Genomic DNA, 13,975 nt, shown 5'->3' on the forward strand with positions numbered 1-13,975 from the left:
AAAACCGCCGTGTGGCGCGACCCGGAAGGTCGCACCACACGGCGGTTTTGCATTCGCCGCGAGGTCAAGCGCGACGCGCTCAGTACTTGATGCGCGACACCTTCGTGCCTTGCAGCGACACGTCGGCCATCAGGCCGGCGTTGGTCAGCACGATGGCCTCGACCGGTTTCGTGGCGGTGGTCGTGTCGATCACGCCGTTCGCGCCCATCTTCACCAACGCCACCGATGCGTCCGCGCCCGCCGACCAGCCGTCGGAGTTGCGGAATTTGTCGAGCGCATCCTGCGTCATGAACAGGAAGATCAGCGCCTTCGACTGCGCGCCTGCCTGCAGGCCGAACGAGCCGGACGTCGTGCTGTAGTAGCCGACGCTGCTGCCCCCCACACGCAGCGCACCCTTGCCGTATTGCGCGCCGACGATGAAGCCGGCCTGAAGCACCGACGGGAACACCAGCACGCCGCGCGCTTTCGCGACCAGCTCGCGCGAGCCGCCGACGGTGGCATAGAGACGCTGGATCGTGCTGTCGACATCTGCGTCGATGGCGCGGCGGTCATCGGCGGCGCCCGCGGCCGCTTCGCTGCCGGCGTTCCGGTTTGCCGTGCAGCCGGCAAGCGCGAGGCCACCCATTGCCAGCACGGCCGTCGACTTGAGCATGAAGTTTCGTCTTTGCATCATTGTTCTCCATCGTGGAATTTAGGAAACCCCATAAGAGCGGGAGGGTGAGGCACGCCAAGTTATAGCACAGCAAGGTGAAACCGCGAGCCTCGGCCCATGCGCCGAAAGCCTTGTCAGGCTTGGGTCTTCAGGCTCCGCAACATTCGGGCGAACAAGCCGGACCTAGCTTACTCCGAATCCGTCCCCATAAGCGTCAGGCGCGTCGTTAAATTACACAAATCTTTCGAAGCACACATCGTCTGATACAAGGTTAGACGAAGCTTTGACCAAACCGAAATGGAAACGGCGTTTTCGCCCGAAGTGCGGCCCAAGGCGAGCAGAATTTTCGTGACGCTGCCTTTAGGTCGTACGAGAAAACCGCTGAAGGAAGTAGCAACGACCGTACCCGAGGCTCGGTCACGGATGGGTCGTCGTTTTTACTTCGGCGGAGGGCGGCGCAGGCGTGTGTTGCGGACGGCGCAGCGCGCGCCGGATGCCGCCGATCAGCACGCCGAGCACGAGCAGGAACGCTGCGGGCACGATCCAGTAGCCGACGAACGCATGCCAGAGATAATCGGCGAGCGTCGCCTTGCGATGCGCGTATTCGTTGAGCGCTTCCTGATGCTTCACCTCGGTGGCGGCGATGGCATCTTCGGGACAACCGGCTGCGCGCGCTTCTTCGGACGTGCCGTGGCAGCGCGCCGCGGCGCCGGCCGCGCGTTGGGCATCGGTCAACTCCCAGCTGGCAAGCGACTTCTGGAGATCGACGTTGTTGTACGCCATCTCCTCGCGCACTTCGTTCACCGCGACGATCAGCACCGGCACGAACCAGAACGTGATCGCCACGAGCCACCGCCTGAACCAGCGGTTCTTGTGTCTCCATGCCATCCGATGCCTCCATGCGCGGCTTTTCGCCTCGCTCGAAACGGCGGCGGCCGATGGCGTCTTTCTTGTATTTCGTAAGGGGCCGCCTTCGCGCCATCTTATGAGAAAAAGACGACGGTGCGAATCACTAGCTTGGGTGCAGTGCAATATCGGCCGGTAGGGAGCGTAAATACGCAAGGGGCGCCGCGCGCGAACGGCGCGGCGTGCAGAACGCGAACGCAGGCGAGATCAGCCCTTGTTGCTGAGGCAGCTTTTCATGAAACTCTTGCGGTCGTCGCCTTTCTTGTCGCCTGCTTGGCTGTTGCACGCCGTCATCTTCTGCTGCTGCGTCATCGGCGCGGATGCGGCAGCCGGCGCGGCGGACAGACAGCTCTTCATGAAGACCTTGCGGTCGTCACCTTTCTTGTCGCCCGCCTGCTTGTTGCAATCGGTCATCTTGCTTTGCTGACTGTTGGCGGCGAAGGCGACGTTCGCGCCGAGCGTCAGGCTCAGCACGGCGATGAGGGCGGTGGCTCGAATGGTCATGTGACGCTCCCTGATTTGAGTGACGGTTGTTGTTCGACGGCGCGTGTCTGTATCGGCATGTCGCCCGCGCATTATGGCAAACACAATATGAACGGTGTGCGGGATAGGGTGAAATCGGGAGTCGCGGGAACGAGGCTTGCAAACGCCTTTCGTCGCCGGCGATCCGCACGACCGATGCAGCCGACGTATGATCGTGCGATGCATGTCAATGCGAAAGGAGATCGTCCATGTCCACGCCGCTGTCGGATCATTACAAAGGCTTCGAGATCAGGGTTCAGGCATTGAGGCGCGCGAAGGATCGCGACGAGCCGGACGACAGCCCGCGACACTTCGACATAGTCGTGACGATCGCGAAGAGCGCGCACGGCGAAAGCGGCCGCTCGGTGATGTTCGGCGTGCCCGATCAGGAACCGTTCGACAGTCCGATCGACGCGACGCGCGCGGGCATCGACTACGCGCGCGACATCATCGACAACAAGGTCGAAGGGCAGTCGGTCGAAGATCTCTGAGTCTTGTCCGCAGGCAACTAAAAACGCCGTCGAGCAGCCGTTCGACGGCGTTGTCGTATGTGCTGCACTACACGTTAGCCCGATTGACCTCCGGCGCCTGTCCAACGAGAATCGACGGCGAGCAAACGTTCAAACGTGCGCGAAAGGGCGTCGAAGGCATTGGCGCGCGAGCGTCCGGCGCGTTTCGATTGGCGTTGCTCGCGTTCGCTGCATCTCGCAAGACCAACAAACCAGAATAAGCATTGGAGATCCGCATGAACCGAATCATCCGCCGACGCGTCCTCACGGCTGCCGTCGCGCTCGCCGCCTGCACCGCATTGCCGTTCGCGTCGTCATCGGCGTTCGCGCAGCCGGCGGGCAAGCCCAAGGTGGCGCTCGTCATGAAATCGCTCGCCAACGAGTTCTTCCTGACGATGGAAACCGGCGCGAAAGACTATCAGGCGCACAACGCCAGCCAGTTCGACCTGATCACCAACGGCATCAAGGACGAGACCGACACGGCGGCGCAAATCCGCATCGTCGAACAGATGATCGTCTCGAAGGTCGATGCGCTCGTGATCGCGCCGGCTGATTCGAAGGCGCTCGTGCCGGTCATCAAGAAGGCGGCGGACGCGGGGATCATCGTCGTGAACATCGACAACCGGCTCGATCCGGACGTGCTCAAGTCGAAGGATCTGAACGTGCCGTTCGTCGGACCGGACAACAAGAAGGGCGCGCGTAAGGTCGGCGACTATCTCGCGCCGAAACTGAAGAAGGGCGATGAAGTCGCGATCATCGAAGGCGTGACGACCACGACGAATTCGCAGGCGCGCAGCGCGGGCTTCAAGGAAGCGATGGACGCCGCCGGCATGAAGGTGGTCGCGCTGCAGTCGGGCGAATGGGAAATCGACAAGGGCAACGCGGTCGCGTCGCAGATCCTGAACGCCAATCCGAACGTGAAGGCGCTCCTGTGCGACAACGACAACATGGCGATCGGCGCCGTGTCGGCGATTCGCGCGGCGGGCAAGGCGGGCAAGGTGCAGGTCGTCGGCTTCGACAACATCGGCGCGATCAAGCCGATGCTCAAGGACGGCCGCGTGCTCGCCACGGCCGACCAGTACGCGGCGAAGCAGGCGGTGTTCGGCATCGACGTGGCGTTGAAGGCGATTGCCGGCCACAAGAAGCAGTCGGAGCTTTCGCAGGTCGTGGAAACGCCGGTCGATCTCGTGACGAAGTGAGCCGGCGCGAAGCCTCAAGTTCGCGGCGGGCGTGCCGATAACACACTGACGAGCGCGAAAGGCAGACGGCGCGGGCACGCTCCGCGGCCTTTCGCGCGGGCTTCGCCCAGCCGTGCTGGATCATTCCGAGGATGCACAACCGAGCCTTGAAGCGCCCCATGACCGGACCGAACGATGCGAACGTGCTGACGGTGACGGGCATCGGCAAGACCTATGTCGAGCCGGTGCTGACGGACGTATCGCTCGATCTCGTCGCGGGCGAGGTGCTCGCGCTGACCGGCGAGAACGGCGCGGGCAAGAGCACGCTGTCGAAGATCATCGGCGGGCTGACCGATCCGTCGACCGGCGCGATGACGCTCGCGGGCCAGCCCTACGCGCCGAAGAGCCGCTCGGAGGCCGAATCGCTCGGCGTGCGCATGGTGATGCAGGAGCTGAACCTGCTGCCGACGTTATCGGTGGCGGAGAATCTCTTTCTAAACCGCTTGCCGCGCAAGGGCTTCGGCTGGATCGACCGCAAGCGCCTCGCAGAAGACGCGCGTCACGCGATGGCGCAAGTCGGGCTCGACGCGATCGATCCGGATACGCTCGTCGGCGGTCTCGGCATCGGGCATCAGCAGATGGTCGAAATCGCGCGCAATCTGATCGGCGATTGCCGCGTGCTGATTCTCGACGAGCCGACCGCGATGCTCACCGCGCGGGAAGTCGATCTGCTGTTCGAGCAGGTCGAAAGGCTGAAGGCGCGCGGCGTCGCGCTCGTGTACATCTCGCACCGGCTGGAGGAATTGCGGCGCATCGCCGAGCGCGCGGCAGTGCTGCGCGACGGACGCCTCGTGCATATCGGTCCGATGGACGCGCTCACGAGCGACCGGCTCGTCACGCTGATGGTCGGACGCGAGATCGGCGAGCGCATCGATCTGGGCGAACGGCGGATCGGCGATGTCGCGCTGAAAGTGGAAGGCATGACGCGGCTGCCGGCCGTGCGCGACGTGTCGTTCGAGGTGCGCGCGGGCGAGATTTTCGGCGTGAGCGGGCTGATCGGCGCGGGCCGCACCGAGCTGATGCGGCTCATCTACGGCGCGGATCGCGCGGACGCGGGCACGGTGTCCGTCGCGCGCAAAGGGCAGGCGCTGCGGCGCGTGACGGTGCAATCGCCGTCGGATGCGGTCGAAGAAGGCATCGCGCTCATCACGGAGGATCGCAAGGGCGAGGGCCTGCTGCTCAGCCTGCCGATCGCCGCGAACGTTTCACTGGGCAACGTCGGCGCGGTGGCTCGGCACGGCGTGGTCGACGCGCGCCGGGAAGCGGCGCTCGCGCAACGGCAGATCGACGCGATGCGGATTCGCACGTCGGGGCCGGCGCAGGCCGTGTCGGAACTGTCGGGCGGCAACCAGCAGAAGGTCGTGATCGGCCGGTGGCTCGCGCGCGACTGCTCGGTGCTGCTGTTCGACGAGCCGACGCGCGGCATCGACGTCGGCGCGAAGTTCGACATCTACGGGCTGATGGGCGCGCTCGCTCGCGAAGGACGCGCGCTCGTCGTCGTGTCGAGCGACCTGCGCGAGCTGATGCTGATCTGCGACCGTATCGGCGTGATGTCGGCGGGGCGCATGACGGGCGTGTTCGAGCGCGCGAACTGGACGCAGGACGCGCTGCTCGCGGCGGCGTTCTCGGGTTACGCGAAGCGCGAGGCGATCCTGCACGAGCCCATCGCCCCGGACGCGAAAGCGCCCGAAGACAACGTGGAGCATTGAATGAGCGAAGCGAATCTGCCCGCCGATGCGCCGAAGAGCACGAAAGGCGTCGGCACGCGTCTGGGCATTTCGAATTACCTGGGTCTCGCGGGCGCGCTCGCCGCGATGATCGCGCTGTTTTCGGTGCTGAGCACGCACTTTCTGACGTACGACACGTTCAGCACGATCGCGAACCAGATTCCGGATCTCGTCGTGATGTCGGTCGGCATGACGTTCGTGCTCATCATTGCGAGCATCGATCTGTCGGTCGGCTCGGTGCTGGCGCTGGGCGCGTCGGTGGTGAGCGTGGCCGCGCTGAAATGGCACTGGCCGGCGTTTCCGGCGGCGCTGATCGGGCTCGCGGCCGCCGCACTGACGGGCGCCGTGACCGGCCTCGTGACGGTGGCATGGCGGATTCCGTCGTTCATCGTCTCGCTCGGCGTGCTGGAAGGCGCGCGCGGGCTTGCGTATCAGATGACGAATTCGCGCACGGCGTACATCGGCGATGCGTTCGATTTTCTGTCGAATCCGATCGCGTTCGGCATCTCGCCCGCGTTCCTGATCGCGGTCGCGGTGATGATAATTGCCCATCTGGTCTTGACCCGGACGGTTTTCGGCCGATATCTCGTAGGGATCGGCACGAACGAGGAAGCCGTGCGTCTCGCGGGCGTGAATCCGCGGCCGTACAAGGTGATCGTTTTCGCGCTGATGGGCGCCTTGTCCGGACTCGCGGCGCTCTTTCAGATCTCGCGGCTCGAAGCCGCCGATCCGAACGCCGGCGCGGGGTTGGAACTGCAGGTGATCGCGGCGGTCGTGATCGGCGGAACGAGCCTGATGGGCGGGCGCGGCTCGGTCATCAGCACGTTTTTCGGCGTGTTGATCATCTCCGTGCTGGCGGCGGGACTGGCGCAGATCGGCGCGAACGAGCCGACCAAGCGCATCATTACCGGCGCGGTGATCGTGGTGGCGGTGGTGCTGGATACATACCGCAGCAGGAGAAAGCGGGTTTGATCGAAGGGCGGCGCAGGCGGGCGCTCCGGAACGGGGTGGAGCAACGGCCGGCGACGAGAGAAGGCAGCGGGCGGCAGCGGCGAACGGGGATTCATCGCCGCCGCACACAATGAAGCAGGCAGGGCGCGGGGAAAGCAGAGCGGCGCATGAAAAGTGGTCGCGCCGGACGCCTTACGACCAATAAGAGCAGTTGGACCAAAGCATAGCGAAGGACGATGTATGGCGACGATCAAAGACGTGGCAGCCATTGCCGGGGTGTCGTTTACGACGGTATCCCACGTAGTGAACAATTCGCGGCCGGTTTCGGCCGACGTGCGGGCGAAAGTCGAGCGGGCGATCCGTGAGCTCGACTACGTGCCGTCGGCGGTCGCGCGCTCGCTGAAGGCGCGCTCGACGGCGACCATCGGCCTGCTCGTGCCGAACGCGACGAATCCGTATTTCGCCGAGCTCGCGCGCGGCGTCGAGGACGGCTGCGCGAAGAACGGCTATTGCGTGTTCTTCTGCAACTCCGACGACGATCCCGCGAAGCAGCGCAACTATCTGCGCGTGCTGCAGGAAAAGCGCATCGACGGGCTCGTGATTGCATCGGCGGGCGAGGACTCGGTGCTCGCGCAATGCCTCGCGGGCGCGCGCGAGCCGCTCGTGATCGTCGACCGCAATATCGAGGGGCTGCAATCGGACCTCGTGCAGATCGACCACGAAAAGGGCGCGTATCTCGCGACGCGGCATCTGCTGCAGCTCGGGCATTCGAAGATCGGCTGCATCACCGGCCCCGTCGCGACCGCCGTTTCCGCGATGCGCCTGCACGGCTTCATCCGCGCGATGGCCGAGCGCGGCATGGAAATCGCGCCGAACGCGATCCAGCAGAGCGATTTTTCCGCGACGGGCGGTTACGCGGCGGCCTCGCTCCTGCTCGACAACATGAAGCCGACGGCGATCTTCGCGTGCAACGACATGATGGGCATCGGCGCGCTGCGTGCGGCGGCGGAGCGTCACATCAACGTGCCGACGGACTGCTCGATCATCGGTTTCGACGATGTCGAGCTGTCGCGCTACACCTATCCGGCCTTGTCGACGGTGGGGCAATCGGTGCGCGCGCTCGGCGAAATGGCCGCGCAGACGCTGATCGAGCGCATCACCGGCAAGCTGACGGGCACGACGCGCCGCCGCGTGGTGCCGCCGCGCCTCGTGCGCCGCGAATCGACCGCGGTAGTGCCCGAGTCGCGCGGCGCGAAGGCGTAACGACCGCGGTGCAGTGAAGGAACCAAAGGAAACGAGATGGGCGACAGTGCCAAAACCGGCCGCGTGACCGTGGTCGGCAGCCTCAACATGGATCTCGTCGCGCGCGCGCCGCGCCTGCCGCGACCGGGGGAAACGCTCGCCGGACACGCGTTCGCGCAGATGCCGGGCGGCAAGGGCAGCAATCAGGCGGTCGCCGCGGCGCGCCTGGGCGCGCATGTCGCGATGATCGGCTGCGTCGGCGACGATACGAACGGCGCCACGCTCAGAGGCAGCCTCGAAGCGGAAGGCATCGACTGCACGGCGCTCGCGACCAGCGCCAGCGCGCCGACGGGCGTCGCGCTCATCGTCGTCGACGATGCGAGCCAGAACGCGATCGTCATCGTCGCGGGCAGCAATGCCGAAGTCACGCCCGCGCGCATCGAAGCGCAGGAGGCGCTCATCGCGCGCGCCGACGTCATCGTGTGCCAGCTCGAAACGCCGCCGGACGCCGTGCGCGCCGCGCTTGCCGCCGGCCGTCGCCTGAAGCGCACGACGATCCTGAATCCCGCGCCCGCCGCGCGCAAATTGCCGCCGGACTGGTTCCCGCTGATCGACTATCTGATTCCGAACGAACTCGAAGCCGCGACGCTCTCCGGGGTCGCCATCGAAACGCCCGACGACGCGCGCCGCGCCGCGCAGGCGCTCAAGGCGAAAGGCGCGCGCAACGTCATCGTGACGCTCGGCGCGCAAGGGGTGCTGGCTTTGCTCGACGGCGCGGACGACGAAGGCGTTCATCTGCCGTCGCCGCGCGTCGAAGCGGTCGATACGACCGCCGCCGGCGACACGTTCATCGGCGGCTTCGCGGCGGAACTCGCACGCGGCGCGGCGGCAATGCACGCAATCGCGTTCGGCCAGCGCGCGGCGGCAATCGCGGTGACGCGGGAGGGCGCGCAACCATCGATTCCGCACCGCAGCGAAATTTCAGCATAACTTTTCAATATTCATTGAAAACACGGCGCGTCTGACGCGCCGTTTTCTTTTCATACGAAACAAATTCCTCAAGTGCCGACACATTCGCGCCGTTTACATCGATAGCGGTCGCGCGATGTCCCGCGCGCACGCTGCCACGCAACGACGACTCCGCTCGCGAGCGACATCAGGGAAAAAATTCAATGAAAACAGCTTTGACGATCAAGGCGCGCCTCGGCATCTCGATGGCGTTTCTGGGGGCACTGCTCATCGCGATCGGCGCGTTGGGGCTCACCGGCATGAGCCATTCGAATCGCGCGTTTCAAGACACCTATTCGGTGCAGATGCCCGCGGCGATCGCCGTCGGCAACGCGGAAATGTATGCGGCGCGCGAGCGTCTCGTGTTCGATCGCGCGGCGCTGCTCGCCGGCACGCCGGAGGTGGCGGCCACGGTCGAGCGCGCGCGCATGATGCGCGAACGCGCGGACGGCTACTGGAAGCAATACCTGGCGCTGCCGCAAGCGCCGGAAGAAAAGCGCCTCGCCGACGCTGCTCAGGACCGGCGCCTCGCGCTGCAGGGCATCGTCGACAAGGGCGTCGCGGCGGTCTTGGCGAACGATCACGACGCCATCATCGCGAACGCCAAGGCGATGCAGGCCACGTACAACGAACTCGCCAACGCCAACGACGCGCTGCGCAAGCATCTGACCGAAGCATCCGCGAGAAGCTATGAGGAGACGCAGGACCGCTTCGGATGGTTCCGCGCGCTGAGCTTCGGCGCGATCGCGCTCGGCATCGCCGCGGCCGCGTTCGCGTGGCTGTCGCTCAGGCGCGCCATCGCGCGGCCGCTCGAAGCGGCGCTCGGTCATTTCGAATCCATCGCCGCGGGCGATCTGCGCCGCGAGGTCGCCATCACGTCGCGCGACGAAATGGGCCAGTTGCTCGAAGGTCTCGCCAAGATGCGCACGAGCCTGCTGACGACCGTCCGCACGGTGCGCTCGGGCAGCGAATCGATCGCGTCGGCGACGCAGCAGATCGCCGCGGGCAATACCGATCTGTCGTCGCGCACGGAAGAACAGGCATCGGCGCTGCAGGAAACCGCGTCGAGCATGGAAGAGCTGACCGGCACCGTCCGCCAGAACGCCGACAACGCACGGCAGGCGAGCGCACTCGCGGCGAACGCGTCGGAAATCGCCGGCAAGGGCAGCGCGGTCGTCACGCAGGTCGTCGACACGATGCGCGAGATCAACGGCAGTTCGTCGAAGATCGCGGACATCATCACGATCATCGAGGGCATTGCGTTCCAGACCAACATTCTGGCGCTCAACGCGGCCGTCGAAGCGGCGCGCGCGGGCGAAGAAGGGCGCGGCTTCGCGGTCGTCGCGGGCGAAGTGCGCAGTCTGGCGCAACGCTCGTCGGCGGCGGCGAAGGAAATCAAGGAACTCATCGACACGTCCGTCGCGCGCGTGCAGACGGGCACGACGCTCGTCGACGCAGCCGGCCGCACGATGAGCGAGATCATCGGCGCGGTGCAGCGCGTGACCGACATCATGGGCGAGATCGCGGCGGCGTCGGAGGAACAGTCGAGCGGCATCGAGCAGGTGTCGCGCGCCGTCACGCAGATGGACGAAGTCACGCAGCAGAACGCGGCGCTCGTCGAGGAAGCGGCGGCCGCCGCGCAGTCGCTCGAAGATCAGGCCGGGCGGCTGCGGCAGGCGGTGGCGGTGTTCCAGGTCGCGGACGGCGCGGCGCTTGCTGCTGTTCCGGCAGCATCCACGATGGCGGCGAAAATTGCACCGCGCGCAACGATGCCTGCGCGCGTTGCCTTGAAGTCGGCGAAGCGCGCACCCGCCGCGCCGTCGCCCGCGCCGAAGGCGTCCGCCACGACGGAGGCAAGCGGCGACTGGGAGACGTTCTGAGCGCGACAGACGGCGCTTAAGGCCCGAATGCGCGCGAGTGCACACGCGCGCGACCAACGTCGATCCGGTAACCCGTACACTGGTGGGTGCCTCACCGCTCACACGAGGATATCGACATGACCGGATCGACACTCGCCGCGAAGCTCGCGGACGCCCGCCGCCGGCATCAGCTGATCGACACGCTGGCGCCGGCCGACATACCTGCGGATGCGCCCACCGCCTACGCGATCCAGCACGAGATGCTGAGAGAGTCGGATGCGCGCATCGGCGCCTGGAAGATCGGCGCGCGCGCACCCGACGCGCTCGCCACGGGCGCGCCCATCGACGCCGCGCTCGTCCATGTTTCGCCCGCGCGCCTACCTTTTCAATCGTTTTTCCGCGTGCTCGTGGAACTCGAAGTCGCGTTCCGCTTTTCCTATGCGCTGCCCGCGCGACCCGACCCTTACACACGCGAGGAAGTATTCGACGCGATCGGCGGCATCGCGGTCGCGCTCGAAGTCGTCGACAGCCGTTTCGCTCAATGGCCCAATCTCGATCCGCTGGCCCAGCTCGCGGATTCGCAGAACAACGGCGCGCTCGTCGTATCGGGCATGGAACCTTACGACGTCGTCGCGCCGGGCTTCGACTTTCTGACGCCGCGACTGGAATTCACCCTCGACGGCGTGTCGATCGCACCGGCCGCGCTCGGCAATCCCGCGGGCGATCCGCGCGAATTGCTGCCGTGGCTCGTCAACCATTGTTCTCGCATGGGTTTGACGGTCGAGCCGTTCTGGACCATTACAACAGGTTCCTATACGGGCGCGTATCGCGTCGATGGACCGGGCATGCTGCATGGTGCGATCGATCGCATCGGCGAACTGGAATTGGTGCTCGCTTGATGTTCGGATGCGCCGCACCGGGAACGATTATTGATGATGTCGCACGCGCATCGTCTTTATCGGATGCGTGCATCTCTTGAGCGCTTGTCCACGTAACCAAGGATGTGAGGCGCGCGTCGCATTGGCGGACGGAAGCAGTAGATAAGTAGCGAAGAGCGCGGGGAAGCGAACAGGCAGGGACCATGTCGCGCAAGAGGATAGCGACATTGGGATGAACATTGTAGGTGAACGAAAATAGCGCACCAAGCTAGGAATTCTTCGAAGCAAATGAACAACGCAAGTGCGTGAAAAAAAATTCGAAAGGGTTTAGGATGATTTCAAGCGATGTCGTTTCGATTACGCGCGTTGCGCACGGCATAGCTTTCTGACTTCGGCGAGGAGGTAGCATGGATATCTACAGCAGTTTCGCGACGCGCTTCGAAAAAACTCGCGAGGAGGAATTCTCGCTCGAAGAGTATCTCGCGCTCTGCAAAGAAGATCCTGCCACATATGCAACAGCGGGCGAACGCATGTTGACGGCCATCGGGGAACCGGAGATGGTCGACACTCGGCTCGACCCGCGTTTATCGCGTGTGTTTGCAAACAAGGTCATCAAGGTGTATCCGGCATTCCGCGAGTTCTACGGAATGGAGGAAGTGATCGAGAACGTCGTGTCCTACTTCCGGCACGCGGCGCAGGGTCTCGAAGAGAAGAAGCAGATCCTTTATCTGCTGGGTCCGGTGGGCGGCGGCAAGTCGTCGATCGCCGAACGACTCAAGCAGCTCATGGAGCGTGTGCCGTTCTATTCGCTGAAGGGCTCGCCCGTCAACGAATCGCCACTCGGCCTTTTCGATTACGACGAAGACGGTCCGGTGCTCGAAGAGCAATACGGCATTCCGCGCCGCTATCTCAAGAGCATTCTCTCGCCGTGGGCGGTGAAGCGCCTGCACGAGTACAACGGCGACATCCGCAAATTCCGCGTCGTGCGCCGCTATCCGTCGATTCTTCGTCAGATCGGCATTGCGAAGACCGAGCCTGGTGATGAGAACAATCAGGACATCTCGTCGCTCGTCGGCAAGGTGGACATCCGCAAGCTCGAAACGTATTCGCAGGACGACGCCGATGCCTACAGCTATTCCGGCGGCCTGTGCCTCGCCAATCAGGGCTTGCTGGAATTCGTCGAGATGTTCAAGGCGCCAATCAAGGTGCTGCACCCGCTGCTGACCGCGACCCAGGAAGGCAACTTCAAGGGCACGGAAGGCTTCGGCGCGATTCCGTTCGACGGCGTCATCCTCGCGCACTCGAACGAGTCGGAGTGGAAGGCGTTCCGCAACAACAAGAACAACGAAGCACTGCTCGATCGTATCTTCGTCGTGAAGGTGCCGTACTGCCTGCGCTACGGCGAAGAGATCAAGATCTACGAGAAGCTGCTGCGCAATTCGTCCCTCGCCGAGGCGGTCTGCGCACCGGGCACGCTCAAGATGATGGCGCAGATGGCCGTGCTCACGCGTCTGCACGAACCGGAGAACTCGAGCCTCTTCTCGAAGATGCAGGTCTACGACGGTGAGAACCTGAAGGACACGGACCCGAAAGCGAAGTCGTATCAGGAGTATCGCGATTACGCGGGTGTCGATGAAGGCATGACGGGCGTGTCCACGCGTTTCGCGTTCAAGATCCTGTCGCGTGTCTTCAACTTCGATTCGAGCGAGGTCGCGGCGAATCCGGTGCATCTCATGTACGTGCTCGAACAGCAGATCGAGCGCGAGCAGTTCCCGCCGGAAACGGAGCAGAAGTATCTGTCGTTCATCAAGGACGTGCTCGCGTCGCGCTATGCCGAGTTCATCGGCAAGGAGATTCAGACCGCTTATCTGGAGTCGTATTCGGAGTATGGACAAAACATCTTCGACCGCTATGTGACGTATGCGGACTTCTGGATTCAGGATCAGGAGTTCCGCGATCACGACACCGGCGAGAGCTTCGACCGCGCGGCATTGAACGCCGAGCTGGAGAAGATCGAGAAGCCCGCGGGCATCAGCAACCCGAAGGACTTCCGCAACGAGATCGTGAACTTCGTGTTGCGCGCTCGTGCGGCCAACGGCGGCAAGAACCCCGCGTGGATCAGCTACGAGAAGCTGCGTGTGGTGATCGAGAAGAAGATGTTCTCCAACACCGAAGAACTTCTGCCGGTGATTTCGTTCAACGCGAAAGGGTCGGCCGAAGAGCAACGCAAGCACGAAGACTTCGTCAATCGCATGGTCGCCAAGGGTTATACGCCGAAGCAGGTCCGGCTCCTGTGCGACTGGTATCTGCGCGTGCGCAAGTCGTCGTGATGTAAGCAAGGCAAGACGGGAGCCGGCGCTCGAAGCGCCTGGCTCCGGTCCCGCGCAAAGCGATAGTCAGGAAGTCCCGGCGGTCCGGGCGCGTGGATTGCAACCGGACCGCACAGTGGACAGTTTGCGAGACGAAAGACGCTGCGATCAGTC

General features: G+C 64.3%; 12 protein-coding genes. 9 read left to right on the forward strand and 3 right to left on the reverse strand.

The annotated features are described in order from the left end of the window. Positions 1–79: 79 nt before the first annotated feature. From NCS03_RS07435 to NCS03_RS07445, 3 genes are all read right to left on the reverse strand, one after another. Positions 80–670, reverse strand: coding sequence for a BPSL1445 family SYLF domain-containing lipoprotein (locus NCS03_RS07435; RefSeq protein ID WP_008349670.1), 591 nt, complete (start codon positions 668–670; stop codon positions 80–82). 399 nt (positions 671–1,069) lie between these two features. Then, on the reverse strand, positions 1,070–1,540 hold the full coding sequence (locus NCS03_RS07440) for a hypothetical protein (protein ID WP_244808084.1): 471 nt from the start codon (positions 1,538–1,540) through the stop codon (positions 1,070–1,072). Positions 1,541–1,765: 225 nt separating this feature from the next. Further along, a complete protein-coding gene (locus tag NCS03_RS07445) occupies positions 1,766–2,062 on the reverse strand; it encodes a PsiF family protein (protein ID WP_250528991.1) in 297 nt (98 codons plus the stop codon). Between the two features lie 227 nt (positions 2,063–2,289). On the opposite strand from NCS03_RS07445, the gene NCS03_RS07450 reads away from it, so the two are divergent. The 9 genes from NCS03_RS07450 to NCS03_RS07490 all read left to right on the forward strand — a co-directional run bounded on the left by NCS03_RS07450 (position 2,290) and on the right by NCS03_RS07490 (position 13,822). Further along, a complete protein-coding gene (locus NCS03_RS07450; protein ID WP_250528992.1) occupies positions 2,290–2,571 on the forward strand; it encodes a hypothetical protein in 282 nt (93 codons plus the stop codon). Between the two features lie 254 nt (positions 2,572–2,825). Next, positions 2,826–3,788 (forward strand): sugar ABC transporter substrate-binding protein, encoded by a 963-nt coding sequence (locus NCS03_RS07455; protein ID WP_250502032.1) that lies wholly within the window; start codon positions 2,826–2,828, stop codon positions 3,786–3,788. Between the two features lie 158 nt (positions 3,789–3,946). Beyond that, positions 3,947–5,536: a sugar ABC transporter ATP-binding protein gene (locus NCS03_RS07460; protein ID WP_008349659.1), complete on the forward strand. Its 1,590-nt coding sequence runs from the start codon at positions 3,947–3,949 to the stop codon at positions 5,534–5,536. Then, positions 5,537–6,526: an ABC transporter permease gene (locus NCS03_RS07465; RefSeq protein ID WP_008349658.1), complete on the forward strand. Its 990-nt coding sequence runs from the start codon at positions 5,537–5,539 to the stop codon at positions 6,524–6,526. 219 nt (positions 6,527–6,745) lie between these two features. Then, complete coding sequence (locus NCS03_RS07470) at positions 6,746–7,768, forward strand: LacI family DNA-binding transcriptional regulator (protein ID WP_008349655.1); 1,023 nt, start codon at positions 6,746–6,748, stop codon at positions 7,766–7,768. 36 nt (positions 7,769–7,804) lie between these two features. Beyond that, positions 7,805–8,737 carry a ribokinase gene (rbsK, locus tag NCS03_RS07475; protein ID WP_175982895.1) on the forward strand — a complete coding sequence of 311 codons (933 nt, stop codon included), beginning with the start codon at positions 7,805–7,807 and terminating at the stop codon, positions 8,735–8,737. Positions 8,738–8,919: 182 nt separating this feature from the next. Next, positions 8,920–10,635 (forward strand): methyl-accepting chemotaxis protein, encoded by a 1,716-nt coding sequence (locus NCS03_RS07480; RefSeq protein WP_250528993.1) that lies wholly within the window; start codon positions 8,920–8,922, stop codon positions 10,633–10,635. A 116-nt stretch (positions 10,636–10,751) separates the two neighbouring features. Further along, positions 10,752–11,513, forward strand: a complete 762-nt coding sequence (locus tag NCS03_RS07485; RefSeq protein ID WP_175982894.1) for a hydratase — start codon at positions 10,752–10,754, stop codon at positions 11,511–11,513. Between the two features lie 386 nt (positions 11,514–11,899). After that, positions 11,900–13,822 carry a PrkA family serine protein kinase gene (locus tag NCS03_RS07490; protein ID WP_008349646.1) on the forward strand — a complete coding sequence of 641 codons (1,923 nt, stop codon included), beginning with the start codon at positions 11,900–11,902 and terminating at the stop codon, positions 13,820–13,822. Positions 13,823–13,975 lie beyond the last annotated feature (153 nt).

The sequence above is a fragment of the Caballeronia sp. ATUFL_F1_KS4A genome, from assembly GCF_023630905.1.
Classification (GTDB): Bacteria; Pseudomonadota; Gammaproteobacteria; order Burkholderiales; family Burkholderiaceae; genus Caballeronia; species Caballeronia zhejiangensis.

Coding starts and splice junctions, on each gene's coding strand:
- rbsK (WP_175982895.1), top strand. CDS start 7,805: ATGGGCGACAGTGCCAAAACCGGCCGCGTGACCGTGGTCGGCAGCCTC.
- NCS03_RS07435 (WP_008349670.1), bottom strand. CDS start 670: ATGCAAAGACGAAACTTCATGCTCAAGTCGACGGCCGTGCTGGCAATG.
- NCS03_RS07465 (WP_008349658.1), top strand. CDS start 5,537: ATGAGCGAAGCGAATCTGCCCGCCGATGCGCCGAAGAGCACGAAAGGC.
- NCS03_RS07460 (WP_008349659.1), top strand. CDS start 3,947: ATGACCGGACCGAACGATGCGAACGTGCTGACGGTGACGGGCATCGGC.
- NCS03_RS07470 (WP_008349655.1), top strand. CDS start 6,746: ATGGCGACGATCAAAGACGTGGCAGCCATTGCCGGGGTGTCGTTTACG.
- NCS03_RS07485 (WP_175982894.1), top strand. CDS start 10,752: ATGACCGGATCGACACTCGCCGCGAAGCTCGCGGACGCCCGCCGCCGG.
- NCS03_RS07445 (WP_250528991.1), bottom strand. CDS start 2,062: ATGACCATTCGAGCCACCGCCCTCATCGCCGTGCTGAGCCTGACGCTC.
- NCS03_RS07450 (WP_250528992.1), top strand. CDS start 2,290: ATGTCCACGCCGCTGTCGGATCATTACAAAGGCTTCGAGATCAGGGTT.
- NCS03_RS07455 (WP_250502032.1), top strand. CDS start 2,826: ATGAACCGAATCATCCGCCGACGCGTCCTCACGGCTGCCGTCGCGCTC.
- NCS03_RS07490 (WP_008349646.1), top strand. CDS start 11,900: ATGGATATCTACAGCAGTTTCGCGACGCGCTTCGAAAAAACTCGCGAG.
- NCS03_RS07480 (WP_250528993.1), top strand. CDS start 8,920: ATGAAAACAGCTTTGACGATCAAGGCGCGCCTCGGCATCTCGATGGCG.
- NCS03_RS07440 (WP_244808084.1), bottom strand. CDS start 1,540: ATGGCATGGAGACACAAGAACCGCTGGTTCAGGCGGTGGCTCGTGGCG.